Origin of the sequence: Microbulbifer bruguierae (assembly GCF_029869925.1) — a bacterium.
Lineage (GTDB): Bacteria > Pseudomonadota > Gammaproteobacteria > Pseudomonadales > Cellvibrionaceae > Microbulbifer > Microbulbifer bruguierae.
On record NZ_CP118605.1, the window covers coordinates 2,339,249 to 2,361,948 of the forward strand.

17 protein-coding genes and 2 tRNA genes are annotated in these 22,700 nt (G+C 59.0%); 3 read left to right on the forward strand and 16 right to left on the reverse strand.

Features of this window, described 5'->3' with window-relative positions:
* Nucleotides 1–52: 52 nt before the first annotated feature.
* Complete coding sequence (rlmB, locus tag PVT68_RS09755) at nucleotides 53–808, reverse strand: 23S rRNA (guanosine(2251)-2'-O)-methyltransferase RlmB (protein ID WP_280317564.1); 756 nt, start codon at nucleotides 806–808, stop codon at nucleotides 53–55.
* A 3-nt stretch (nucleotides 809–811) separates the two neighbouring features.
* Nucleotides 812–3,691 carry a ribonuclease R gene (gene rnr / locus PVT68_RS09760; RefSeq protein ID WP_280317565.1) on the reverse strand — a complete coding sequence of 960 codons (2,880 nt, stop codon included), beginning with the start codon at nucleotides 3,689–3,691 and terminating at the stop codon, nucleotides 812–814.
* Nucleotides 3,692–4,056: 365 nt separating this feature from the next.
* On the opposite strand from rnr, the gene PVT68_RS09765 reads away from it, so the two are divergent.
* A tRNA-Leu gene (locus PVT68_RS09765) sits at nucleotides 4,057–4,143 on the forward strand.
* Nucleotides 4,144–4,265: 122 nt separating this feature from the next.
* Here the strand turns inward: PVT68_RS09765 and ppc are convergent.
* Entirely contained in the window at nucleotides 4,266–6,923 is a 2,658-nt protein-coding gene (ppc, locus tag PVT68_RS09770; protein ID WP_280317567.1) for a phosphoenolpyruvate carboxylase, read from the reverse strand.
* 182 nt (nucleotides 6,924–7,105) lie between these two features.
* On the opposite strand from ppc, the gene PVT68_RS09775 reads away from it, so the two are divergent.
* Nucleotides 7,106–7,192 (forward strand) — tRNA-Leu (locus tag PVT68_RS09775).
* A 138-nt stretch (nucleotides 7,193–7,330) separates the two neighbouring features.
* On the opposite strand, the gene PVT68_RS09780 is transcribed toward PVT68_RS09775, so the two are convergent.
* The 6 genes from PVT68_RS09780 to PVT68_RS09805 all read right to left on the reverse strand — a co-directional run bounded on the left by PVT68_RS09780 (nucleotide 7,331) and on the right by PVT68_RS09805 (nucleotide 14,056).
* Entirely contained in the window at nucleotides 7,331–7,999 is a 669-nt protein-coding gene (locus PVT68_RS09780) for a pseudouridine synthase (RefSeq protein ID WP_407666088.1), read from the reverse strand.
* Between the two features lie 307 nt (nucleotides 8,000–8,306).
* Nucleotides 8,307–8,753 carry an acyl-CoA thioesterase gene (locus tag PVT68_RS09785; protein WP_280317570.1) on the reverse strand — a complete coding sequence of 149 codons (447 nt, stop codon included), beginning with the start codon at nucleotides 8,751–8,753 and terminating at the stop codon, nucleotides 8,307–8,309.
* Between the two features lie 21 nt (nucleotides 8,754–8,774).
* A complete protein-coding gene (locus PVT68_RS09790; protein WP_280317572.1) occupies nucleotides 8,775–9,938 on the reverse strand; it encodes an iron-containing alcohol dehydrogenase in 1,164 nt (387 codons plus the stop codon).
* Nucleotides 9,939–10,062: 124 nt separating this feature from the next.
* The gene (locus PVT68_RS09795; RefSeq protein WP_280317574.1) at nucleotides 10,063–10,752 is read right to left on the reverse strand and encodes a TetR/AcrR family transcriptional regulator; all 690 of its coding nucleotides are present in this window, start codon (nucleotides 10,750–10,752) and stop codon (nucleotides 10,063–10,065) included.
* A 165-nt stretch (nucleotides 10,753–10,917) separates the two neighbouring features.
* Complete coding sequence (locus PVT68_RS09800) at nucleotides 10,918–12,627, reverse strand: phytoene desaturase family protein (RefSeq protein ID WP_280317575.1); 1,710 nt, start codon at nucleotides 12,625–12,627, stop codon at nucleotides 10,918–10,920.
* A 229-nt stretch (nucleotides 12,628–12,856) separates the two neighbouring features.
* Entirely contained in the window at nucleotides 12,857–14,056 is a 1,200-nt protein-coding gene (locus PVT68_RS09805; protein WP_280317576.1) for a multidrug effflux MFS transporter, read from the reverse strand.
* 183 nt (nucleotides 14,057–14,239) lie between these two features.
* Here PVT68_RS09805 and PVT68_RS09810 point away from each other — a divergent pair, with 183 nt between their 5' ends.
* A complete protein-coding gene (locus PVT68_RS09810; RefSeq protein WP_280317577.1) occupies nucleotides 14,240–15,262 on the forward strand; it encodes a succinylglutamate desuccinylase/aspartoacylase family protein in 1,023 nt (340 codons plus the stop codon).
* A gap of 7 nt (nucleotides 15,263–15,269) precedes the next feature.
* Here the strand turns inward: PVT68_RS09810 and PVT68_RS09815 are convergent, their stop codons facing one another.
* The 7 genes from PVT68_RS09815 to hflK all read right to left on the reverse strand — a co-directional run bounded on the left by PVT68_RS09815 (nucleotide 15,270) and on the right by hflK (nucleotide 22,568).
* On the reverse strand, nucleotides 15,270–16,496 hold the full coding sequence (locus tag PVT68_RS09815; RefSeq protein ID WP_280317578.1) for a lytic murein transglycosylase: 1,227 nt from the start codon (nucleotides 16,494–16,496) through the stop codon (nucleotides 15,270–15,272).
* A gap of 196 nt (nucleotides 16,497–16,692) precedes the next feature.
* Nucleotides 16,693–17,361 (reverse strand): PAQR family membrane homeostasis protein TrhA, encoded by a 669-nt coding sequence (gene trhA / locus PVT68_RS09820; protein WP_280317580.1) that lies wholly within the window; start codon nucleotides 17,359–17,361, stop codon nucleotides 16,693–16,695.
* Nucleotides 17,362–17,511: 150 nt separating this feature from the next.
* On the reverse strand, nucleotides 17,512–18,834 hold the full coding sequence (locus PVT68_RS09825) for an adenylosuccinate synthase (protein ID WP_280317582.1): 1,323 nt from the start codon (nucleotides 18,832–18,834) through the stop codon (nucleotides 17,512–17,514).
* A gap of 100 nt (nucleotides 18,835–18,934) precedes the next feature.
* Nucleotides 18,935–20,119 carry an ATP phosphoribosyltransferase regulatory subunit gene (locus tag PVT68_RS09830; RefSeq protein WP_280317584.1) on the reverse strand — a complete coding sequence of 395 codons (1,185 nt, stop codon included), beginning with the start codon at nucleotides 20,117–20,119 and terminating at the stop codon, nucleotides 18,935–18,937.
* A gap of 76 nt (nucleotides 20,120–20,195) precedes the next feature.
* Nucleotides 20,196–20,381: a DUF2065 domain-containing protein gene (locus PVT68_RS09835; protein ID WP_280317586.1), complete on the reverse strand. Its 186-nt coding sequence runs from the start codon at nucleotides 20,379–20,381 to the stop codon at nucleotides 20,196–20,198.
* Nucleotides 20,382–20,528: 147 nt separating this feature from the next.
* On the reverse strand, nucleotides 20,529–21,404 hold the full coding sequence (gene hflC, locus PVT68_RS09840) for a protease modulator HflC (protein WP_280317588.1): 876 nt from the start codon (nucleotides 21,402–21,404) through the stop codon (nucleotides 20,529–20,531).
* A gap of 12 nt (nucleotides 21,405–21,416) precedes the next feature.
* A complete protein-coding gene (gene hflK / locus PVT68_RS09845; protein ID WP_280317590.1) occupies nucleotides 21,417–22,568 on the reverse strand; it encodes an FtsH protease activity modulator HflK in 1,152 nt (383 codons plus the stop codon).
* Nucleotides 22,569–22,700 lie beyond the last annotated feature (132 nt).

The window sequence follows — 22,700 nt, forward strand, 5'->3', positions numbered from 1 at the left end:
CCTCAGCAGAAAAACACAGTCGGATGTCCTTTCAGCCTGCGCAATCCCGAGGCTATTTGGCCCGCTGCCGCACCGCCTCGAACAAACACACGCCGGTGGCAACAGAAACATTGAGACTGCTCACCTCTCCCGCCATCGGAATCTTGATCAGGTGATCGCAATGTTCCCGGGTGAGGCGCCGCAGGCCGGGGCCTTCCGCCCCCATCACGAGGGCAACGGGGCCGGTGAGCGACGATTGATAAATATCCTGCTCCGCTTCGCCGGCGGCACCGAAAATCCACACTCCCGCCTGCTGTAGCATTTTCAGGGTGCGCGCGAGATTGGTGACGGTAACAAACGGCAACACCTCGGCGGCACCGCAAGCGACCTTTCTCGCCGTCGGCGTGAGTCCGGCGGCATTGTCCTTGGGCGCGATCACCGCATGTACCCCGGCGGCCTCCGCGGAGCGCAGGCAGGCACCGAGATTGTGGGGGTCCGTCACACCGTCGAGGATCAGCAGAAAGGGGGCTTCGCTACGCTCTTCCAGCTCCGCCAGCAGGGATTTCAGGAACTGCTCGTCGTACACCCGTGTATCACCGACACAGATGGCCAGCACCCCCTGGTGATTGCCCTCGTCACCGACTTTGTCATCCAGTGCGCGACGATCCACAAAACGGATGGCGATCTCGTTCTGCTCCGCCTGACGGATAATTTTCTGCAGTTTCTGATCCTTGCGCCCACGCAACAACAGCAGTTCTTGCACCTGCTGCGGAGAACTTTTCAATAACGCCTGCACCGCGTGCAAGCCGTAAACCAATTGCTGAGCCACGAATTATTTCTTCTTGCCGGGTTTCTTTTTGGCAGGTTTCTTACCCGCCTTCTTCTGCGACGCCTTTTTCGCAACCGCTGCCTTGGATGCTTTATGGGCCGCCTTGCGCGCAGCTACCGCCGGGCGCTTGCCGCCTTTGCGAGGCGGGGTTTTGCGCGGCCCGCGTTTCTTGCGCGGCTCGCCGTCGCCGGGCTCCACAGCCCGCGATTCATCCTCAGTCGTGTCGGCAACCAACTCGCGGGATGGCGGCACCACCTCCGTTTCGTCACTGCCGACCTTGCGCCTGCGCACCGGTCGCGGCGCATCATCCACATCAGCCTCGGCCTTTTTCTTCAGCCCGCCGCCCCAGGGATTCGCTTTTTGCGCTTCCGCGCTGAAGTCGGATTTGCGCTTGCGCTTGCGCTCCTGCTGGAACTCCACCGCCATCTCCATGGCGCGGCCACTGACACGGGTCGACTCGGCACCGGACTTGGTTGTTTTGGCCTTTTTGGGTTCGGGTCTGGATTCGGGGACTGGACGCTCCTCCTGCACATTTTCCTCGCTGCGCTTCAGCGCCTTCGGCTTACGGTACTTGGGATTCTGGTAACTGGGGCGCGGGTGCAGCTCCACAAAGGTGAAATCCACCTTGCGCTCTTCCAGGTCCACCCGCGCAACCTGTACGGTGACCTGGTCACCCAGGTGGTAGCGGGCGCCGCTGCGCTCGCCGATCAATCGCTGGTGAGCCTGCTCGAAATGGTAGTAGTCCTTGGGCAGTGCAGTGACATGGATCAGACCTTCCACATACAGGTCGTCCAGCTCGACGAACAGACCGAAACCGGTCACGGCACTGATCACGCCGCGGTATACCTCACCCACATGATCCTGCAGATACTCGCATTTCAGCCAGCTGACCACATCGCGAGTGGCGTCATCGGCGCGGCGCTCGGTCATCGAGCAGTGCTCGCCGAGCTCCACCATCGCCGCGGGACTGTAGGGCAGGATATGCCCGCGCTCGATTGCGTGGGCACCCGGTGCCAGGCGAACCTTCTTCGCCACCGCACTGGCGTTGGCGCTGCCATTGCGGATCAGCCAGCGCAGACCACGGTGTAGCAGCAGGTCCGGGTAGCGGCGGATCGGTGAGGTGAAGTGTGCATAAGCCCGGTAGTCGAGGCCGAAGTGGCCGCGGTTTTCCGGCTGGTACACCGCCTGGTTCATGGAGCGCAGCAACATGGTCTGGATGATGTGGAAATCCGGGCGACCCTCTACCTGCGCCAACAGGCTCTGGTAATCACTGGGCTGGGGCTCGCTGCCACCTTCCAGGCGCAAACCGAGTTCGCCCAGGTAAGCGCGCAGGTTTTCCAGCCGCTCCGCCTTGGGCGTGTCATGCACCCGGTACAGCGCCGGCAGCTCCGCCAGCTCCATCAACTGTGCGGCACACACGTTGGCCGCCAGCATGCACTCCTCGATCATTTTGTGTGCGTCGTTGCGCACCACCGGTACGATGCGATCGATCTTGCGCTGCGCGTCGAACAGAATGCGGGTTTCGGTGGTCTCGAAATCGATTGCGCCGCGGCGGTCCCGCGCACCGCGTAGCGCCCGGTAGAGGTCGTGCAGGTTGTCGAGATGCGGGGTCAGCGCGGCATACTGCTTGCGCAGGCCACTGTCGCGATTGCCCCGCTCTTCCACGATTTCCCCCACCTGGGTGTAGGTAAAGCGCGCGTGACTGCGCATCACGCCTTCGAAGAACTGGTAGTCGAGAATATTGCCGGACTCGTCGATACGCATTTCGCACACCATGCACAGGCGATCGACTTCCGGGTTCAGGGAACAGAGACCGTTGGACAGTTTTTCCGGCAGCATGGGTACGACAAAGTCGGGGAAATACACCGAGTTCCCGCGCTGATGCGCTTCCACATCCAGCGAACTGCCCACCTGAACATAGTGGGACACGTCGGCGATGGCCACCAGCAGCTTCCAGCTGCCATCGGGCAACAGCTCACAGAAAACCGCATCGTCGAAATCCCGCGCGTCTTCACCGTCGATGGTAACCAGCGGCAACGGGCGCAGGTCGATACGGGCTTTCTTGTCCTCCTCCAGCACCTCGTCGGCAATGGTCTCCACCTCGGCCTGCAGCGCCGCCGGCCAGCTGTGAGGAATGCCGTAGTTGCGAATGGCGACGTCGATTTCCATTCCCGGCGCCAGGTGGTCGCCGAGCACTTCCGCTACTTCCCCCTGGGGCAGGTTATTGCGACCCGGCTGCAGGGTGATATCGACCACGACATACTGGCCGCTTTGCGCATCAGCGCACTTGCCTTCCGGCACCATCACGTCGAGGGTCAGACGGGGGTTATCCGGGCGCACGAAACAGATGCCGTCCTCCCGGTACAGGCGACCGGCAAGCTGGTGGGTGTTGTGCTTGATCACCCGCACCACCGCACCTTCGCGTTTGCCGCGGTAGCCGCCGGGGGTTTCCCGCACCAGCACCTCGTCGCCATCGAACACCTTGCGCATCTGGCGGTGGGACAGGAACAGGTCGTCACTGCCGTCACCGGGCGACACGAAACCGAAGCCGTCGCGATGACCGATCACATGGCCGCGTACCAGGCTCATTTTGTCGAGCACACCGAAATCACCGGCGCGGTTACTGGCGATCTGGCCGTCGCGGGACATGGCGATCAAGCGGCGGCGTACGCCCTCGCGACGGTCTTCGTCTTCAAGGCTGAGCAGATCGGCCACCGCTTCCCAGGCCACCGGCCCGGGCTGCTGCTCCAGCAGGTCCAGCAGGAATTCACGGCTGGGGATGGGTTTTTCGTATTTTTCCGCCTCGCGCTCCGCATGAGGGTCGTCCAGATTGGCGGGTTGGGAGGGAGAATTGGGGTTTTCCTGGTTCAAAACAGCTTCCATTGTTCTGCGATAGACCGCGTTGTCTCGGCGGCCCCGGCATGCGTCCGGCGCAGTGGTATGAGTGGTTGCAATGGCTCGCGTCTGTCACTACAGATCACACATGCTACGAATAGCACAGACGCGCGGTTGGAGCGGCGAATGCCTGGGGCAGCCTTGCCACCTGGGATATTGCACATCGTCGGCAGTATAAGCGATTTAGGGGTCGAATCCCGACTCGATTTAACACTTCAGCGCCCTCACTTTCCCCGAATTTCAAGCCCTCTGCCGAGCCCCTGTTCGGGGTGGCACAAATTGCCACAAAAAGGTTTGACACCCCCTGGGCAAATCACTATAGTGCGCGTCCTCAACGGAGCATACCGTTGTTTGCCCAGGTGGCGGAATTGGTAGACGCGCTAGCTTCAGGTGCTAGTGGCCTTACGGTCGTGGAAGTTCAAGTCTTCTCCTGGGCACCATATCCGCAAAAAAGGCCGACTCGAAAGAGGCGGCCTTTTTTCGTTTCTGACGCACGAAATTTCATTCCGCGCCGCAAGCGACCGACTGCACAACTGGTGCAGCCGGCCCTCCCGCCCTCAGATCAACCGGTATTGCGCATCCCCGCCGCAATCCCCGCAATGGTCACCATCAAGGCACTCTCCAGTACCGGATCCTCCTCACGAGTACGCAGACGTGACATCAGCTCCGCCTGCAGCAGGTGCAGCGGATCGGTGTATGGATCGCGCACGCGGATGGACCAGCGCATGACCGGATTATTATCCAGCAGGCTTTCGCGCCCGGTGAGGCGGCTCAGGGCATTGACGGTGCGCGCGAGGCGGCTGCGCAGTTCGATACCCAGGCGCTGCAACTCAGGATCATCGGTAAGACGCTCTTCGTACCACAGGGCCACGCGGGTGTCGGACTTGGCCAGCACCATTTCCAGCATATCCACCACGGTCTGGAAGAACGGCCACTCCTCGCTCATGCTGCGCAGGGTTTCCGGGGCATTGTCGAGACCGGTTTCCAGCGCCGCGCCAGTACCCAGCCAGGCCGGCAGCATCAGACGCATCTGGGTCCAGGCAAACACCCAGGGAATTGCGCGCAGGGTTTCCACCCCACCGCCGGGCTTGCGCCGCGCCGGGCGGCTGCCCAGGGCCAGGCGGCTGAGCTCGGTTTCCGGAGTAACGGTGCGCAGGTAAGACACCAGTGCGGGATCGTCCTGCACCACTTCGCGGTAGGCGCGCACAGAAGCCTGGGTCAGACGATCCATTTCTGCGCGCCACTCGGGGCGCGGTTCCGCCGGCGGAAGCAATGTCGCCTCCAGGGTCGCTGCCACATACTGCTCGAGGTTGTAAGCTGCAACAGAGGGACGACCATATTTGAAACGGATCATCTCGCCCTGCTCGGTCACCCGGATGCGGCCGGCAACCGAACCCGGAGGCTGCGACATCAGCGCCATGCGCGTGGGTGAGCCACCGCGGGAAATGGAGCCGCCGCGACCGTGGAACAAGGTCAGAGGAATGCCGTACTCGCGAAAAATTCCGGTGAGCTTTTCCTGGGCGCGGAACTGCGCCCAGGCCGCACCCAGGAAACCCGCATCCTTCGCAGAATCGGAGTAACCGATCATCACCTCCTGCCCGGCTTTCACCCGCTCGCGATAGAACGGAATATCCAGCAGTGCACTCATGGTGTCATAGGCGTTATTGAGGTCATCCAGGGTCTCGAACAACGGCACTACGCGCATGGGCTCACGCACCCCGGCCACCTTCTGCAGCAGCATCACGGCCAGTACGTCGGAGGACGTTCGCGCCATGGAAATCACGTAGGCGCCCAAACCCTCGGCACCCTGCTCGGCGATAACACCACAGGTATCCAGCACCTCCCGCACCTCATCGGTACAGAATTCGCTCTGGTAAAAAGCGCTGTCCACCAGCGGGCGACGGCTTTCCAGTTCGGATAACAGGAACTTCTGTTTTACCTTCTCCCCCCAGCTGGCATAGCTGCCCAGACCCAGGTAACGGGTAATGGCATCCACGACGTTGGCGTGACGGGTGGATTCCTGGCGGATATCCAGTTTCAACAGGGTAATCCCGAAGCACTTGAGGCGCCGCAGGGTGTCCTTGAGCTGGCCTTCAGCAATCGCCTGCAGACCGACCGCGCGCAGGGAGCGGTCGATGACGCTCAACTCCCGGTGCAGCTCCTCGCCGGTCCTGTAAATCTCACCTTCCGACTCCACCGCGCCGTTGACCCGCGCCTCCATCAGTGCGCGGGTATTGCGCAGACGGTCGCGCACCTCACGCAAGAACAGTCGGTACGGCTCCTGACTGGGACCGGTAGAAGCCAGCAGCTCTTCGCTGGCACGGTGCATGGAAAGATCCGCGAGCAGGTTTTCCACATCCCGCAGATAGAGGTCCGCCGCCATCCAGCGCGCCAGCGTCAGCACCTGACGAGTCACAGCGGACGTGACATTGGGGTTGCCATCGCGGTCGCCACCCATCCAGGAGGCAAAGCGGATCGGCACCCAGTCCGCCGCCAGCGGCGCCAGTCCGGCGAGCACCAATTCATCTTCAATATCGCGCATGCCTTTTGGCACCGCCTGCCACAGGGACTGCTCAATAGTGGCGAACCCCCACTTGGCTTCATCCTCCGGCGTCGGGCGCTCGCGGCGAATCTCATCGGTACTCCAGGCGGAGAGAATCTGCTCCCGCAGCAGGCGGCGCAGGTCTTCCACCTCCTCTTCATTGAGGTCTGGCCGGTCGAGCTCGGTCAACAGATCGGCAATCTGATCGTACTTGCGGATCAGGGTGCGGCGGGTCACTTCGGTGGGGTGCGCCGTGAGCACCAGCTCTACAGACAGGTCCGACAGCACTTTGCGGATCTCTTCACCTTCCACGCCGGCATTTTTCAGCTCGACAAGCACCTGGCGCAGTCCGCGGTCGGTATCGGGGTCGCCGGGAAAACGCGCGTGCTGACGACGCAGACGCTCGCGGTGGCGCTGTTCGGCGATATTGGCAAAGTTCAGAAACTGACTGAACGCCCGCGCCACCTCCAGCAGGGTCTCGTCCTCCAGCGGATCCAGCAGCTCCCGTAACTTGGCTACCGGCATTTCCCCTTGTCCACGACTTCCCACAGCCACCTGACGGATGGTTTCGACGGTCTCGAACAGTCCCTTGCCAGCCTGTCCCTGCAGAACTTTACCCAGTTCTTCGCCCAATAGGCGCACATCTTCCCGCAATGGGGCATTTTGATCCTGATCCACGGAAGTTATCTCTCTGTTGGAACATTTCCGCCATTTTTACATATTTCAGCGCACATTTAGACCGGCCTGCGATTTTTTTGTAATTTAACTACAAAAAGTCTGTCTTTTTGGTCACACCGAACAATTGACACGCCAAATAAATTCACTATAGTGCGCAGCCTCAGCGGCATACACCGCTGTATGCCCAGGTGGCGGAATTGGTAGACGCGCTAGCTTCAGGTGCTAGTGGCCTTACGGTCGTGGAAGTTCAAGTCTTCTCCTGGGCACCATCTTTGTAAAAAGGCCGACTCGCAAGAGTCGGCCTTTTTTATTGCTCATCCGCTATCCGGCATGAGTCTGTCGGCAGGCAACCCACTCCCCGGATCAACCTCCCCGGGACAAAAATCCAGACTCCCACCCATAATCGATCACGCCGAAACAGTAAATTCAGCCCCCGGATTACACAAAAAATGCATTGGCCTTTGTAGCACTGGATGCTCGAAGCCCAGCTCCTGCGCGTGCAGCAGTAACCGGGTTGCAGCGGCGAGTGCGTCACCCTGGGCATAGAAGGGATCGCCGAGAATCGGGTGGCCGATAGCCTGCATATGTACCCGCAACTGGTGCGAACGGCCGGTAACCGGGATCAACTGCATCAGGGTGGACACTCCATCGCTGTCGAGCTTGCGCCAGCGGGTCAGCGACGGCTTGCCGTGTTCGAAATCTACGATTTGCTTTGGCCGGTTCGGCCAGTCGCAGATCAGCGGCAGATTTACCTCACCCTCGTCCCCATCCGGCTCACCCCACACCCGCGCGAGATAACTCTTCTCCACCTGTCGATTCTGGAACAGGGCACTCAACTGGCGGTGCACCTGCGGCCCGCGCGCCATCACCACCAACCCGGAGGTATCCATATCCAGGCGGTGCACAATCAGGGCGTCCGGGTATTCTGTCTGGGCGCGAATGGCGAGACTGTCTTTGTGGGCCGGATCGCGACCAGGCACGGTGAGCAGACCGCTGGGTTTGTCCAGCACCAGCAGGTGGGCGTCACTGTAGACGATATCCAGAAAGGGTTCGGTGGGCGGATTGTAGGGGCGCAAAACTCGGACTCGGGGCATGTCGAAGAATGGATTGGGGTCGTAGCTTACGCAATTTTCCCCGGCCCTGCGCGCATTTACGATCGATCTCAGCTTGCCCCCTTACCGTACGTTCAAGCTTCCCCAGCACAGGATGAGAAGCCACCTGCCATGTGGAAGTATTCGCCACCAGGGATAACGGGCGGGAGGGTGGCGCAACACTCAGGTTAGCGGATAGCTGCAATACCCATTGATAACGCGGTTGAATACGCGGGCGCAGATTCTCCTCAGGAAATTTTTCGACGTTAACCGGCAAAGTGCGACTGGAACACTAAGCGATGCGCGCCAGTGCCTGCCGGATACGCTCAGGAATGGGGGTCGAACGATTCCCCTCGCGCTCAACAAACACATGGGTGAAGCGGCCACCGGCCGCCGCCTGAACTTCTCCGGCGGCAAAGATCGCCACCCGATACACCACCGAACTGTTACCAATTTTTTCCACCCGGATACCCGCCTCCAGTTGCTGCGGGTAGGCCAGCGGCGCGCGGTAGTCGCAGCTGGAATTGACCACGAAGGCAACCACCGCAGCGCTGTGGATATCCAGCCCCCCCTCCTCGATCAGGTAGCGGTTTACCGCACTATCGAAGTAACTGTAATAGGTCACATTGTTCACATGACCGTAGATATCATTGTCGTGCCAGCGGGTGCTGATAGGAAAGAAAACCCGATAATGATCGCGGGTATAGTGATCCCCCGACGTCGTATTGTCCTGCTGCATAACTCGTTTATTTCTCGCGTTTCAGTAAGCCGCACGGTACATCGCCAGGGCATCGGCCTCGCTAACCGCGCGCGGATTATTCACCAGCAACCGCTGCTGCTGCATGGCATCCGCAGCCAATTGCGGCAGACTTTCCTCAGTTACACCACAGTCACGCAGCCGACAGGGTAATCCCAGTTCCGCAATCAGATTTTCCAGCCAGCCGATAAGCGCTTCGCTCATCTGCTCGGGGCCACCATCACGGCAATCTCCCCCCATCACCAGCGGAGCCAACTGTGCATACAGCGGCGCTGCCGCCGGGGCGTTGAAACGCATAACCTGTGGGAGTACCAGCGAGTTGCTGAGGCCATGGGGAATATGGAAGTGGCCACCGAGAGGATAAGCCAGTGCATGTACCGCCGCCACCGGTGCATTGGCGAAGGCCTGCCCCGCATACAGGGCGCCCAGTAGCATGTCTCCGCGGGCTTTAAGATCGGTGCCGTTGTGAGTGGCAGTGGCAATATTACTCGCGAGTAGCCGCAGTGCCTCCCGCGCCAGCATATCGGATACCGGATTCTTTTTGTGCGCGGAGGTGTAGGCCTCGATGGCATGCACCATCGCATCGATACCGGTGGCCGCGGTTACCGCTGGCGGCAGGCCGAGCGTGAGCTTCGGATCCAGCAAGGCGATATCCGGCTGCAAATGCGGGGAAACGATACCTGCCTTGGTGGTCTCCCCCGTGGTGACGATGGCGATAGGTGTCACTTCTGATCCGGTGCCCGCGGTAGTGGGCACCTGTAGCAGCGGCAGGCGCGGGCCACGCACATTGCCCACCCCATAGAGCTCGTCCAGCGACTGCCGGCAATCCGGGTGTGCCAGCACCGCCACGACTTTGGCCACATCCATGGAGCTGCCGCCACCGAAACCGACGATCAGCTCCGCTCCCAGTGCCCGCGCCGCGTGTACCGCCGCCTCCACCGTAGCGCTTTTGGGGTCCGCCTCAACCCTGTCGAAGATGCCCAGGCGCAGATCCGCGCAGTCAAATCCCGGCAGCAGCCCGTCCAGGAGACCGGCATTGAGGATACCGGCATCGGTCACCAGCAGCACACGGCTGGCACCGGTTGCGCGACAGTGCTGCGCCAACCGTGCAGCGCCATCCACTTCGCACAGAATGGTATTGGTGGTGGAAAAGGAGAAAGTCTTCATAGGATCCCCATACAGTTACAGGGACCCATTGAAAGGCGCGCAAGGGCCGCTTTGCCATTACCTCGGACTTCGGGTCCACCGCTCAACACGGTGAATCACCTCCGAAACGGTCGCTGAAGTGGGCTCAACTCTGCAGCTGAAACCCCCGCAGCAGGCGCCCAATGCAGGCGCGCATCATACCCTTGTCAGGAAGTACGCTGCTTCTTACCGCCATCAGTTGTAACTCGCGCATGGTAAAGACCAGCAGGCGTCCATCTATCCTGGGGGCGGAACTGCCCAGTCTGCGACAACTGACCTCGGCGATATCCCACAGCGAGTTGTCCAGGGCGCGCACTTTTCTGGCCAGCGCCTCCGGCAGGTTCTGCTCAAACGCGAACTGGCACTCGGCCGAAATCATATTTTTTTTGACGGTCGACTCTTCATAAATAATCTCGACAATTTCATCGGCCAGTGCTTCCGCAAAATCCTCGAGCTCCCCCGGATTATCCGCAAATGCACCGGTTGAAGTACTGATGAACCGGTGGTACAGCGCCTCGGCTCTTCGCGCTATTTCATCGCGCCAGGGCCTTTCCCGCTCCAGATGCAGGTCAAACGCGGCTTCAATCAGGTTTTCCAGCGTGCCGAAGTAATAGGTGGTCATTGCCAGTTGTACACCAGCTTCATTGGCAATGGTCCGGTGCGACAGCGCTGCCAGACCGTTGCGGGCAATAATATCCAGCGTGGCGTTCAGGATTTTCGCCTTGGCGATTTCGCGCTTTTCGGCCTTTTTGTTGGCCGTCGGCGCTTTGTGGGGAATTCCGCTAATGGAAGCCATGTGTATTGCCTCGGACGAAAATCGCTATCTAAACAGCAGTGAGCGAAAGGAGTGCGAAACCCTATACAAAGGTCAATTATTGGTCAATCGTGCAAAAAAATAATGCCTGGATTACCACAAAATTGCTCGATCACGCACCGAAATTATGGCTTACCTTTTCAAATTCTAGACGACCGTATGACGTTCCGGCGGCTTGGCTCCCGAGCCTCGAGGGTGCGGTGATCCTTCGCTCCTGAAGATCCGTTTCAACAGAGGAAAACCGCGACGCCACCCCAGAATACTCTGGCTGGTAAGCACGCCAGCGAACAGCGCCCCTGCCACACCACAGCTCACAATGTCCTGGCCGGTAAGGTAGAGCCCCCGAATACGGGTTCTCGGGCGCAACCAGCTCTGGCGAAAACGCGCAGGGTCGTGATCCAGGCCGTAAATTTCTCCGTGCTGATACTCGCAGAAATAGCGGGTAGACAGCGGTGTGGACAGTTCGCAGTAATCGATCTGGCCGCGCAACTGGGGCAAATGCCGGTACAGGTGTTCAAGCAGACGCTCACTGAACTGCTGCTTCAGCGCCTCGTAGTCCGCGCCCCGCTTGCCCCAGGTCTCCCGCTGCCAGGACTCAAACCAGCTGAATTTGGCCGGCGCCACTATTTCAATGGTGGCCCGACCGGGATGGCGCTGGGTGAAGGCTGGGTCTTTCGCCGACGGGAAGGAAATATACACCAGCGGAATTTCCGCACTCTGGTGGTCAAGGAAAGCGGCAGTATCTTTTTCATAATCGATACTGGGGTAAATCCAGTAATTGGTTTTTGGCAGCCCCAATTCCGCGGCGGTTTGCTGCAAGCCTATATACAGACACACATGGCTCATGGAAGGCTTCACAGCCTGCAACCTGGCTGGATAACCTGCGGCAACACAAGCACTTTGTGGCAACAGTTTTTCGAAGGTATTGAACACACCGGCATTGGAAATTACCGTCGGCGCCATAATCTCGCAGCCATCCACCATGCGCACACCGATCACCCGTTTTCCATCCAGCAGCAGGGTCTCCACTGATGCATAGGTAAACACTTCGCCGCCGCCGTTCTGTATCTGTGGAAGAATGGTTTCAGCAATCCGACTGGCGCCGCCCACCGGGTAGTAACCGCCGTATAGATAGTGCTTCGCGATCAATGCGTGGATGATGAAACTGCCGGTCTTGGGCGTCATACCGTTATCACCCCACTGGCCGGTTAGCACCGCGATCAGTGTTTCGTTGTCGGTCAGTTCACGCAGGACCTCATAAGTGGTCTTGTGAAGATAGGCGGGCCAACGCAGCTTCTTGTAGATATTCAGCAGTGGCGCGCACCAGCGAGGCAGTAACTTTTCCAGGGTGATCACCGGCATGGCTTTCGACACCGCCATCACTCGCTGGAGGTACTTTTCTATTACCTCCCGTTCACCCGGGAACTGTCGCGACAATTCCCCGACAAACTCGTCGCGCCCTGCCACCAGATCATACTGCTGGTCGGCGAGAAAAATCCGGTCGTAAGTGGGATCCATCGGCGCCCATTTGAGGCGGCCACCAGAAATAAAATCAAACAGCTTGCGGGTCATGGTGAGATGGTCCCCCACATCACCGATATAATGCACCCCCACATCCCACTCGTACCCCTGACGCTCGTAGGCATGCGTAAAACCACCGGCAGTATAGTGCTGCTCCAGTACCAGCACTTTTTTCCCCGCCGCGCTCAACAATGAGGCACTGGTAAGGCCACCAATTCCGGAACCAATCACAATTACATCGTAGGGGCCATCCAGCCGTGAAGGGCGGTAGCGACGGCCGATACGCACTCGGCCCGGTGGTGGCGCAGTAGACTGTGAACGGGCAGAACCGGACATGGATCACCTCGGACTTTTGCTGTTTTTATATTCCGTAAGCCACCTTAGTCCGCTCGCCGGATATGTGCAATGTATTAGCAGGCAGACCAGATAAAGCCCTGCGAAATCTCGAGCACGAAAATGCGGACGAAAATTTCATGATCGGGATTGGTGAGAGAGCGACCAATACTGTCTGCCAGTATTTCTATAGCAGAAGCACCGATATCAGATCAGATAAACTACAGCCGTGTTAAGTCGTAACTTGAGTTTGCGGCGACGGCCGCAGTGTCACTATACATATCAGTAACGCGATCACGCCACACGCACCGATAGCGGCGACGAGCGTCAGTGGCTTCCCGTCGAAAACTGCACTGGCAATACCAATAGCGGCTGCGCCCAACATCATTTGCAAGGTGCCACCCACCGCGGCTGCGGTGCCGGCAATGGGGCCGTGGTCATCCAGCGACAGGACCATCGTGGTCGGAACTACCAGCCCGAGAAACGCGTTACCCACAAGTAGCAGCCCAACCAGCACCCCAAAATTATCGATACCGGCGAAATTCAACAGCAAATTCACTACGGCGCTCAGGGCAAATCCACTTACTGCCCATTTCACCACAGCCACACCGGCGAAACGTTCGCAAAGATTCGCCGCAAATTGACTGGCCACAAAAAATCCCAGCGCATTCAACGCAAACGCAAAACTGAATTCAGTAGGCGTCAATCCGTAATAGTCCGTATACAGAAAAGCGGCGATAGACAAGAACGAAAAGAAACTCGCCATGCCCATACCGCCGATCAGGGTCATGCCGATAAAGTGAGGATCTCTGACCAGCACATTGAGCGCATCGCGCATGGCGGAGACCTTTACCGGCACGCGATCCACTACCGGCAGTGTTTCTGGCAGCACAAAATAAATCAGTAGCAAACTGAATACTGTTGCCAGCGCCACCGCATAAAATACCGCAGGCCAACCAAAGGGCGCCATCAACAGGCTACCAACCAGTGGTGCCAGCATCGGCGAAACAGACACCACCAGCATCACAGTTGTCATCAAACGCGTAGCCTCGGTACCGGTGTAGCGGTCTCGGATTATTGCCCGCGGGATAGACATTACCGCCGCGGCACCAATCCCCTGGACAAACCGCAGTCCGATCAGCCACTCGATAGTAGGTGCAAGCGCACAACCGAGAGATGCAAACAGAAACAGGGTCAGCCCGAAATACAACGGCGGCTTGCGCCCGAACATATCCGCTGCGGGCCCATAGAACAGCTGGCAGATACCAAAGGCGATAAAGAATGACACCAGGGTGTATTGCGACATGGCCACCGGCACGTCATAGTCGTCGGCCATCGCGGGCATTGCCGGCAGGTACATATCGATCGCAAAGGGACCAACACAACTCAGGAGCCCGAGGACAAGGGCCATTTTGATAAATTCAGACTTCATATAAACCTGGTAATTCCGGATACTGAGGCGGCCGGACCCGTTGCGCCCGAACATATGTGTGTCGATTCTAACAGCACACCACAACGAGCCAAGGGACAAAGATCAAGGGCCGAGGGCAAGCACTTCCACGATTTGCCAGAGCCCCTCTACAATATTGGCTGTTTATACCCGCGGGACGATCCGATGCAGATGGACAAAAGCTTCAAAGTTGCCGGCATTACGGTCTCCCGCGGTGAAACCCGTAAAATCGAGCTTCCCATTGTTCGCCTGTACACCGATACAGAAATGGCGATACCGGTCTATGTTCACCGCGGCAAGAAAGACGGCCCGACCATTTTTGTGTGCGCCGCTATTCACGGTGACGAATTGAACGGAGTGGAAATCATCAGCCGCCTGATCAACAGCAAGGCACTCCGCTCGCTGCGCGGCACTTTGATTGCGGTACCGGTCGTCAATGTCTACGGCGTATTGCAACAATCCCGCTACCTGCCAGACCGCAGGGATCTCAACCGCTCCTTCCCCGGCTCTGCCCGCGGCTCCCTGGCGGCGCGTATGGCCCATGTATTTCTGGACGAGGTCGTATCCAAGTGCGACTACGGCATCGACCTGCACACCGGTGCACTGCACCGCAGTAACCTGCCGCAGATTCGTGCAAATCTCGACGATGAACAGACCCGCGCCATGGCCTGTGCTTTTGGTGTGCCCGTGATGCTGAATTCCACCCTAAGGGATGGCTCATTGCGCCAGGCGGCGGCCGATCTCGGGGTGCGAATTCTGCTGTATGAGGCGGGCGAAGCCCTGCGCTTTGATGAACTGTGTATTCGCGCCGGCGTAAAGGGTGTACTCAATGTACTGCGTCATCTGAACATGTTGCCACCGCGCAAGAGCAGGCTCGGTATCGAACCTTTTATCGCGCGTCGCAGTGGCTGGTTGCGGGCGGGTGACAGCGGCATTGTGAACCACAAGCGTCACCTTGGGGACCACGTAAAAAAAGGTGAAGTCCTCGCTACCATCGCCGACCTGTACGGCAACGAGCTGGACAAGGTACTGGCGGATGCCGATGGCATCATCATCGGCAAACAGAATATCCCCCTGGTGCAGGAAGGCGAAGCCATGTACCACATCGCCTACTTCCACGAACCCCACGAGGTACTGGAAAACCTGGAGCTACTTCAGGATACCCTGTTGCCGGAGGATAACTTCTAACAAAGGTTTATTGCTTGCGAAGCAACTCCAGAACTTCCTTGCTCGGAAACCCCTGCAATTCAACCCCGGCGCTTTCCTCGAACTTGAGAATGGCTTTGCGCGTTTCACCTCCGGCCTTGCCGTCTATCTCTCCGTCGTAAAAGCCTTTTTCCTTCAACTTGGTTTGCAGCTCCACCACTTCGTCGTGATCAAGGCGTGTGAACGGGCGCTTCCAGTCTTTGGTTAAAGGTGCCCCACCGCCGATCTGGTCCGCGAGAATACCCACGGCGGCGGCGTAGCGGTCGGAGTTGTTGTAGCGCTTGATGACGAAGAAGTTCTTCAACATCAGGAAGGCGGGGCCACCACGACCAGCAGGGACTTTCAGCTCCGCAATATCATCCGGGCGCGGGAACGCCTTTCCGCTTACCCGTGTTACGCCGAGCTTTTCCCACTCGGAGATTTTCAATTTCCCCGCAGGCAATTTGTTGTCGGGAATGGTGACCTCATAACCCCAGGTCTCGCCGCTGCGCCAGCCGTTCTCCTTCAGCAGGTTGGCCGCGGTCGCCAGGGCATCCGGTACTGAGTTCCAGATATCGCGTTTGCCGTCGCCATCCATATCCACCGCGTAGGCCTGGTAACTGGTGGGAATAAACTGGGTGTGCCCCATGGCACCGGCCCAGGATCCAGTCAGGTGGCTTTCATCGATATCACCACTCTGTAGAATTTTGAGTGCGGCAAGCAGCTGGCTGGTGCCGAACTTTTTGCGTTTTGGATCTGCGTACGCGAGGGTCGCCAGGGAGCGGATAACACTGCGCATTACCGTCTGGTTATCGAGAATCGCACCAAAGCTCGACTCCATCGACCAGATCGCAAGCAGGATATTGGGGTTGACCCCGGACTGCTTCTCGATTTTATCCAGCCATGGCTGCAATTCCTGCTTCTTGTCTCGACCGCGTTTGACGGCAAACTTGGTGATGCGGTTGTCAAAGTACTGCCAGGCCGGGGCCTTGAATTCGGGCTGGTAGCTGGCCTTGTCCAACACCCACTGGTCTGGCGAGTCGACCCCCTTGAAGGCGCGATCAAAAGTTTCTGCAGAGATCCCCTCTTTCATCGCCGTCTGGCGAAATTCCTTTTTCCACTTTTCAAATCCGGGATCCGCCGCTGCGCTGACCAGCAGAGGCACCATCACCAGCAGGCTAAACAAACTAGAACACAGATACGAACGGCGTGAGGGGGTAGAGGCGAAAAGGCCCATGACATCTCCTTGACGGTAACAGCTCGCACAAGGGTAGAACGGAAGGCGCCTGACGGAAAGGGATGAATAGCGTCACTCACCCAGCCTGTGACCGGGGCGACACTCTTTTCATTGGTAATTGACCACGCGCTCTAAGCGCACACGCGTGCGCCGCCCCTTCACAACATGCTCGAGGGCAGTACAGCACCGAACGGAATCACGCCGCGGGAGGAATCACGTAAAACAGCACCGCGAAGAAATGCAGTACACCGCCAGCCAGTACGAACAGGTGCCAGATCGCATGGTGAAAACGCAGGCTCCGCCACAGGTAGAACGCGATTCCACCGGTGTAACAGAGGCCGCCCAGAACCAGTAACAGCAGGCCCCCGGGGGCCAGGTTATCCATCAACGGCTTGATCGCCGCAATCACCACCCAGCCCATCAGCGCACTGAGGGTAATGGAGAGTGCACGGATTTTCTTCAACGGGGTGAACTGGATGATCAGACCAAGCAGTGCCAGTCCCCAGATGATGCCAAATAACCACCAGCCCCAGGGGCCGCGCAGGGTAACCAGGGTGAAGGGGGTGTAGGTACCGGCAATGAGCAGGAAAATCGATGAGTGGTCGACGGTCCGCAGAATCTGCTTGGCGCTGATATGGGTGATGCTGTGGTAAAGGGTAGATGCCGCAAAACACAGAATCAGGGTGGCGGCGTATATGCTGCTGCTGACGATATGCCAGGCATCACCACGCAAGGCCGCAAAGCCACACAGCACACCGAGGCCGGCAATGGCCAGTAGCGCACCGATGCCGTGGGTCAGGCTGTTGGCAATTTCTTCTGCAGGGCTATAGCGACTGCCGATACTGCTTGAGGTGCTGCTGGACATGGGGAAACTCCCGTTTGGCACAGGGCTGCCAGTATGGCAGAAAAATGTGACCGAAAATTTATATGCAGTCCCAATGATCGGGATTGGCGCATCGGGAGGCAAGGAATCTTTGGGACCGGTTGGTTTCACCGGTCCCAAAGCAATGGGTAATCAGACGCTGGGGCTGTGGATACCCATTTCGCACAGGGCCGAAGACTCCCGCACGATGGTCTGCACACGGTCCGGACCGGTGGAGATGATATCGATAGGCGCACCCACCAACTCCTCGATACGGGCGATGTAATCCCTTGCAGCCTGCGGCAGGCCTGCTTCACGGCGCACGCCGAAGGTCGTCTCGGTCCAGCCGGGCATGGATTCGTACACCGGCTCTACACCTTCCCAGCCGGCGGCATCGAAGGGTACCGGCACGTCTTCACCGGCAGCGTTGCGATAGCCGACACAGATCTTCACTTCCTTGAGACCGTCCAGTACATCCAGCTTGGTCAGACACAGACCGGAGATACTGTTGATACGGATAGCGTGGCGCACGGCGACGGCATCGAACCAACCGGTGCGGCGCTGGCGGCCGGTAGTCGCACCGAACTCGTGACCTTTTTCACCCAGGTGACGGCCTACATCGCAGTCCAGCTCGGTGGGGAAAGGGCCACCGCCCACACGGGTGGTGTACGCCTTGGTGATGCCCAGCACGTAATCCAGGTACAGGGGACCAAAACCGGAACCTGTGGCGGTGCCGCCGGCGGTGGTGTTGGAAGAGGTCACATAGGGATAGGTGCCGTGGTCGATATCCAGCAGGGAGCCCTGGGCGCCCTCGAACAGGATGTGCTCGCCGTTCTCACGGGCCTTGTGCAGATGGTCTGCCACATCGATGATCATCGGCACCAGCTCTTCGCGCCAGGTCTCGGCGACCTTGAGGGTTTCCTCATAACTCACCGGCTCGACCTTGTAGTACTGGGTCAGGGCGAAGTTGTGGTACTCCAGCAACTCTTTCAGTTGGGCACAGAAGTTGTCCCAGTTGCACAGGTCGCCAAGGCGCAGGCCGCGTCGGGCGACCTTGTCCTCATAGGCCGGGCCGATGCCGCGACCGGTGGTGCCGATGGCCTTGTCGCCGCGGGCTTTCTCGCGGGCCTGATCCAGGGCCACGTGCACCGGCAGAATCAGCGGGCAGGCGGGCGACAGACGCAGACGCTTGCGCACCGGTACACCGGCAGCTTCCAGTCCGGCCATCTCTTTCAGCAGCGCTTCCGGAGACAGCACCACGCCGTTGCCGATCAGACAGGTCACGTCCGGACGCAGTACGCCGGAGGGGATGAGGTGCAACACGGTTTTCTCACCGTTGATCACCAGTGTGTGGCCGGCGTTGTGACCGCCCTGAAAGCGGACTACCAGCGCGACTTTTTCCGTCAGCAAGTCGACAATTTTGCCTTTGCCTTCGTCGCCCCACTGGGTGCCCAGCACCACTACATTCTTGCCCATGTGCGTAAATCTCGTGTCGTCAGTTCAACGTTAAACGGGCGAAAAGAAAAAATCGGCCGCGCCCGTCCTGCGACCAAATTTTGTAAATCAACTAACCAGCTTAGCGGGGTTTTACCACCCAGCGGCCGCCTTCCTGCACCAGTTCGCGATCGCAACGCGCCAGCGTCTCGCTGTCATCGCCACCGCCGGGCATACTGCTGATGACCACTTCACCGGCGTCCCGCAGTTGCTCGGCAAGCTGCCACAGCTGTTCACAATCGCTGGCGGGCGCCAGTATCGCATCCCCTTCACGGAGGCCGTTATCCCCCAGGGCATTGATGGTCACCAGGTCACTACTGAATCCGGTGGCCGCCCGGTCGCGGCCAAATACCGCGCCGATGCCGTTATAGCGTCCGCCGTTGGCGAGCGCCTGACCGTGCCCCGGTGAGTAGGCGGCGAATACCAGACCGGTTTCGTAGTCATAGCCCCGCATCTCACTGAGATCAAAAAACAGTGCGACCTGCGGGTAACGACGGGCCACCGCATCGGCAACCTGTTGCAACTCTTCCAGCGCCGCGCGCAGGGCTTCGGGGCCGTTGGCGAAGAGTTCGCGAGCCCGCTCCAGGCATTCGCTGCCGCCGGCCAGACGCGGCAGGGCGCGCAGCCACCGGGCGGCATCGGCATCCTTCACGTTGCTTTCCACCCAGCTGGAGATATCCGCCACCGCCTTGCTCTGCAGCAGCGCAATCAACTCGTTGCGCTGCTCGCTGTCGAGGCCCGCGGCCTCGGCAAGACTGCGGAATATGGCCACATGTCCCAGGTCCAGGTGAATCTGGCGGATACCCGCAGTGCGCAGTGTCGCGATCATCAGGCTGATGATTTCGATATCTGCCTGCAGGCTCTCAACACCATATATTTCGGCACCAACCTGAATCGGCGCTCTTGGCCCCATGGGCGCGCGCGGGCGCGTGTAGAGCACCTGGCCGGCATAGCAGAGCCGGTTGGCACCGCTGCGGGGAAAACTGTGAGAGTCGATGCGCGCGGCCTGGGGGGTAATATCCGCGCGGATGCCCAGGATACGACCAGACAGCTGGTCGGTAACCCGGAAAGTGCTCATATCCACATCGCGCCCCATGCCGATCAGCAGGGATTCCGTGAATTCCACCATCGGCGGAATGATGAGCTCGTAGCCCCAGCGGTGGTACAGGTCCAGCAGGTTTCTGCGCAGGGTTTCTACCCGCTTGGCATCCGCAGGCAAAATCTCGGCGATGCCATCCGGTAGCATCCAGCGTTCGGCTTGGGTCATGGTGTGAGCGTTCGACAGTTAACTATGCGGTCGCGAGACCGGGGTGAACCTCGATTGTGACAGGCAAACTATACAGTCAGCGTATCAGTATCAGCAGGGTGATGCCGGCGAGCATGGATATCAGCCCCGCCGTGCGCAGGCTGCGATTATCCACAGATGCCAGCTGCTGTACCAGTGCGCGCCAGCGCCTGGGGTAGAGAAAAGGCAAAACGCCCTCGATGATCAGCACCAGACCGATGGCCCGCGCCAGCTCTTCCCACACTTTGCAGCTCCACTTAATCCTGCAACAAGACCAGCAATCAGAGACTCAACAAATGGGGCCGGCACAAAAAAACCGGGCGCCGGCCCGGTTTTGGGGATTTTACCACCAAATACCGGGCCTGTGACCAGTTCCGGTATTTGCAGGGCCTTATTTGCCCCCGGGGTCTTTCAGGTAGCGGAAGAACTCGCTGTCTGGCTCCACCAGCAGCATATCCGTCTTGTCCTTGAAAGATTCCCGGTACGCAGTAAGGCTGCGGGAGAAGCGATAGAACTCGGGGTCCTTGCTGTAAGCATTGGCGTAGATACTCGCCGCTTCCGCATCACCGGCACCGCGCAGCTCCTCCGCCTTGCGGTAAGCCTCGGACTCGATCACCACCCTCTGGCGATCGGCGTTGGCACGCACCCTTTCACTCGCCTCAGCACCCTTGGCACGATGATCACGGGCTTCCAGCTCACGACCGGCGCGCATCCGCTGAAACACCGATTCGGACACTTCCGGTGGCAGGTCGATACGCTTCACACGGACATCGACAATTTCCACCCCAAGATCGGTCTGCGCAGTCTCGTTCAGATTCTTGGTAATTTCCGCCATCAGCTCATCCCGCTGACCACTGACCACCTCGTGCAAATCGCGCACACCAAACTGGTTACGCAGGCGGTTATTGATCTGCTCTGCCAGCAGGCGTACGGCGTTGCGCTCGTCACCTCGGGTTGCGACGTAGAAACGACCCACATCAAAAATGCGGAATTTCGCGTATGAGTCCACCATCATGAACTTGTTTTCACTGTTCAGCATACGCACAGGCTGGGAATCGACAGTCTGTATACGCGCATCGAATTTGCGCAATTCGTGCACCAGAGGAATCTTGAAGTAAAGGCCCGGTTTGTAATCGGTACGCACCAGCTCACCGAAGCGCAACAGCACGGCCCTTTCGGTCTCTTTCACCACAAAAGCACTGCCGGACAGCACCAGTAGGCCGATCAGAATCAGCGCAATCACAAAAAGCGACTTGTTGTTGTTCATTACAGCTCCCCCTTAACGCACTTCGCGGCTGCGACGAGTATTAGCGGCTTCCGTGCGCAGCTGATTGATGACCCGCTGGGAGATCTCATCGACCACCTGCGGAGAAACCTGCTGCCGCTGAGCGGCGGACGTGCCACTGCCCTGGCCGAGTTTGTCGAGCGGCAGGTACATCATGTTGTTGCCGCCTTCGACATCCACCATCACCTTGGAGGTGTTGCTCATCACATCCTGAACAGTTTCCAGGTACATGCGCTCGCGAGTTACTCCGGGAGCGAGCTGGTACTCTTTCAAAAGTGCAGTAAAGCGGGCCGCCTCACCGCGGGCACTTGCCACCACGCGGGATTTATAGGCTTCCGCCTCTTCCAGCATACGCTGGGCCTGACCGCGCGCCACCGGGATCACCTGATTGGCGTAGGCCTGGGCTTCATTCTGCAGACGCACCTCGTCTTCGCGCGCCCGCACTACGTCATCGAACGCGTCCTGCACTTCACGCGGAGCCTTGGCGTCAGTGAGGTTGACCACATCGACGCGAATTCCGGTTATATACAGGTCCAGGTATTCCTGCAGGCGTACCTGGGTGTCCGCGGCCACCTGGGTACGATTCTGGGAAATAACACCATTCAGGGTTTGGGATCCCACTACATGGCGCAAGGCGCTGTCGGTGGCTTCCTGCAGACTCTTGAGCGGATCGGCGACACGCAGCACGAAAGACTCGGCATCGTCGATATGCCACTGCACCTGCAGTACCACGTCGACGATACTGGCGTCTTCGGTGAGCATTTGTCCGGTAGTACGTTCGGTTCGCACCTCGGTCATGTTCACCTTGGTGACGTGATCGATCAGGGGCGGATTCCAGTGCAGACCGGACGATTCGGTGGAGTGGTATTTACCCAAGCGCAGAACCACGGCAGATTCGTTGGCCTCCACCTGATAAAAGCCCCATAGACCGTAGACCACGGCAAGCACGATGAGTACCAGAGACCAGGGAAAGCTGCCACCATTGCCGCTGCCGCCCTGGGAGTCAGAGGGTTTGCCGCCAAACAGGCCGTTCAGTTTCTGCTGCATTTTACGCAACAGCTCGTCGAGATCCGGCGGGCCATCGTTGTTGCGATTACCGCCGCCCCATGGGTCCTTGTTATTACCACCCGGTTCGTTCCAGGCCATCTATCAACTCCAACTCTTCAACTTATTGATCATTATTCACCCGGCACATAAAGCAGGTGGCCGGGGCAATGCGACGGTCAAAAAGGCACTCTGTGACCTTTAATTACCACTTATAAAATAGCTGTCGCGAAA

Coding starts and splice junctions, on each gene's coding strand:
- rnr (WP_280317565.1), bottom strand. CDS start 3,691: ATGGAAGCTGTTTTGAACCAGGAAAACCCCAATTCTCCCTCCCAACCC.
- PVT68_RS09785 (WP_280317570.1), bottom strand. CDS start 8,753: ATGCAGCAGGACAATACGACGTCGGGGGATCACTATACCCGCGATCAT.
- PVT68_RS09790 (WP_280317572.1), bottom strand. CDS start 9,938: ATGAAGACTTTCTCCTTTTCCACCACCAATACCATTCTGTGCGAAGTG.
- PVT68_RS09795 (WP_280317574.1), bottom strand. CDS start 10,752: ATGGCTTCCATTAGCGGAATTCCCCACAAAGCGCCGACGGCCAACAAA.
- PVT68_RS09800 (WP_280317575.1), bottom strand. CDS start 12,627: ATGTCCGGTTCTGCCCGTTCACAGTCTACTGCGCCACCACCGGGCCGA.
- PVT68_RS09805 (WP_280317576.1), bottom strand. CDS start 14,056: ATGAAGTCTGAATTTATCAAAATGGCCCTTGTCCTCGGGCTCCTGAGT.
- PVT68_RS09810 (WP_280317577.1), top strand. CDS start 14,240: ATGCAGATGGACAAAAGCTTCAAAGTTGCCGGCATTACGGTCTCCCGC.
- PVT68_RS09815 (WP_280317578.1), bottom strand. CDS start 16,496: ATGGGCCTTTTCGCCTCTACCCCCTCACGCCGTTCGTATCTGTGTTCT.
- trhA (WP_280317580.1), bottom strand. CDS start 17,361: ATGTCCAGCAGCACCTCAAGCAGTATCGGCAGTCGCTATAGCCCTGCA.
- PVT68_RS09825 (WP_280317582.1), bottom strand. CDS start 18,834: ATGGGCAAGAATGTAGTGGTGCTGGGCACCCAGTGGGGCGACGAAGGC.
- PVT68_RS09830 (WP_280317584.1), bottom strand. CDS start 20,119: ATGACCCAAGCCGAACGCTGGATGCTACCGGATGGCATCGCCGAGATT.
- hflC (WP_280317588.1), bottom strand. CDS start 21,404: ATGAACAACAACAAGTCGCTTTTTGTGATTGCGCTGATTCTGATCGGC.
- hflK (WP_280317590.1), bottom strand. CDS start 22,568: ATGGCCTGGAACGAACCGGGTGGTAATAACAAGGACCCATGGGGCGGC.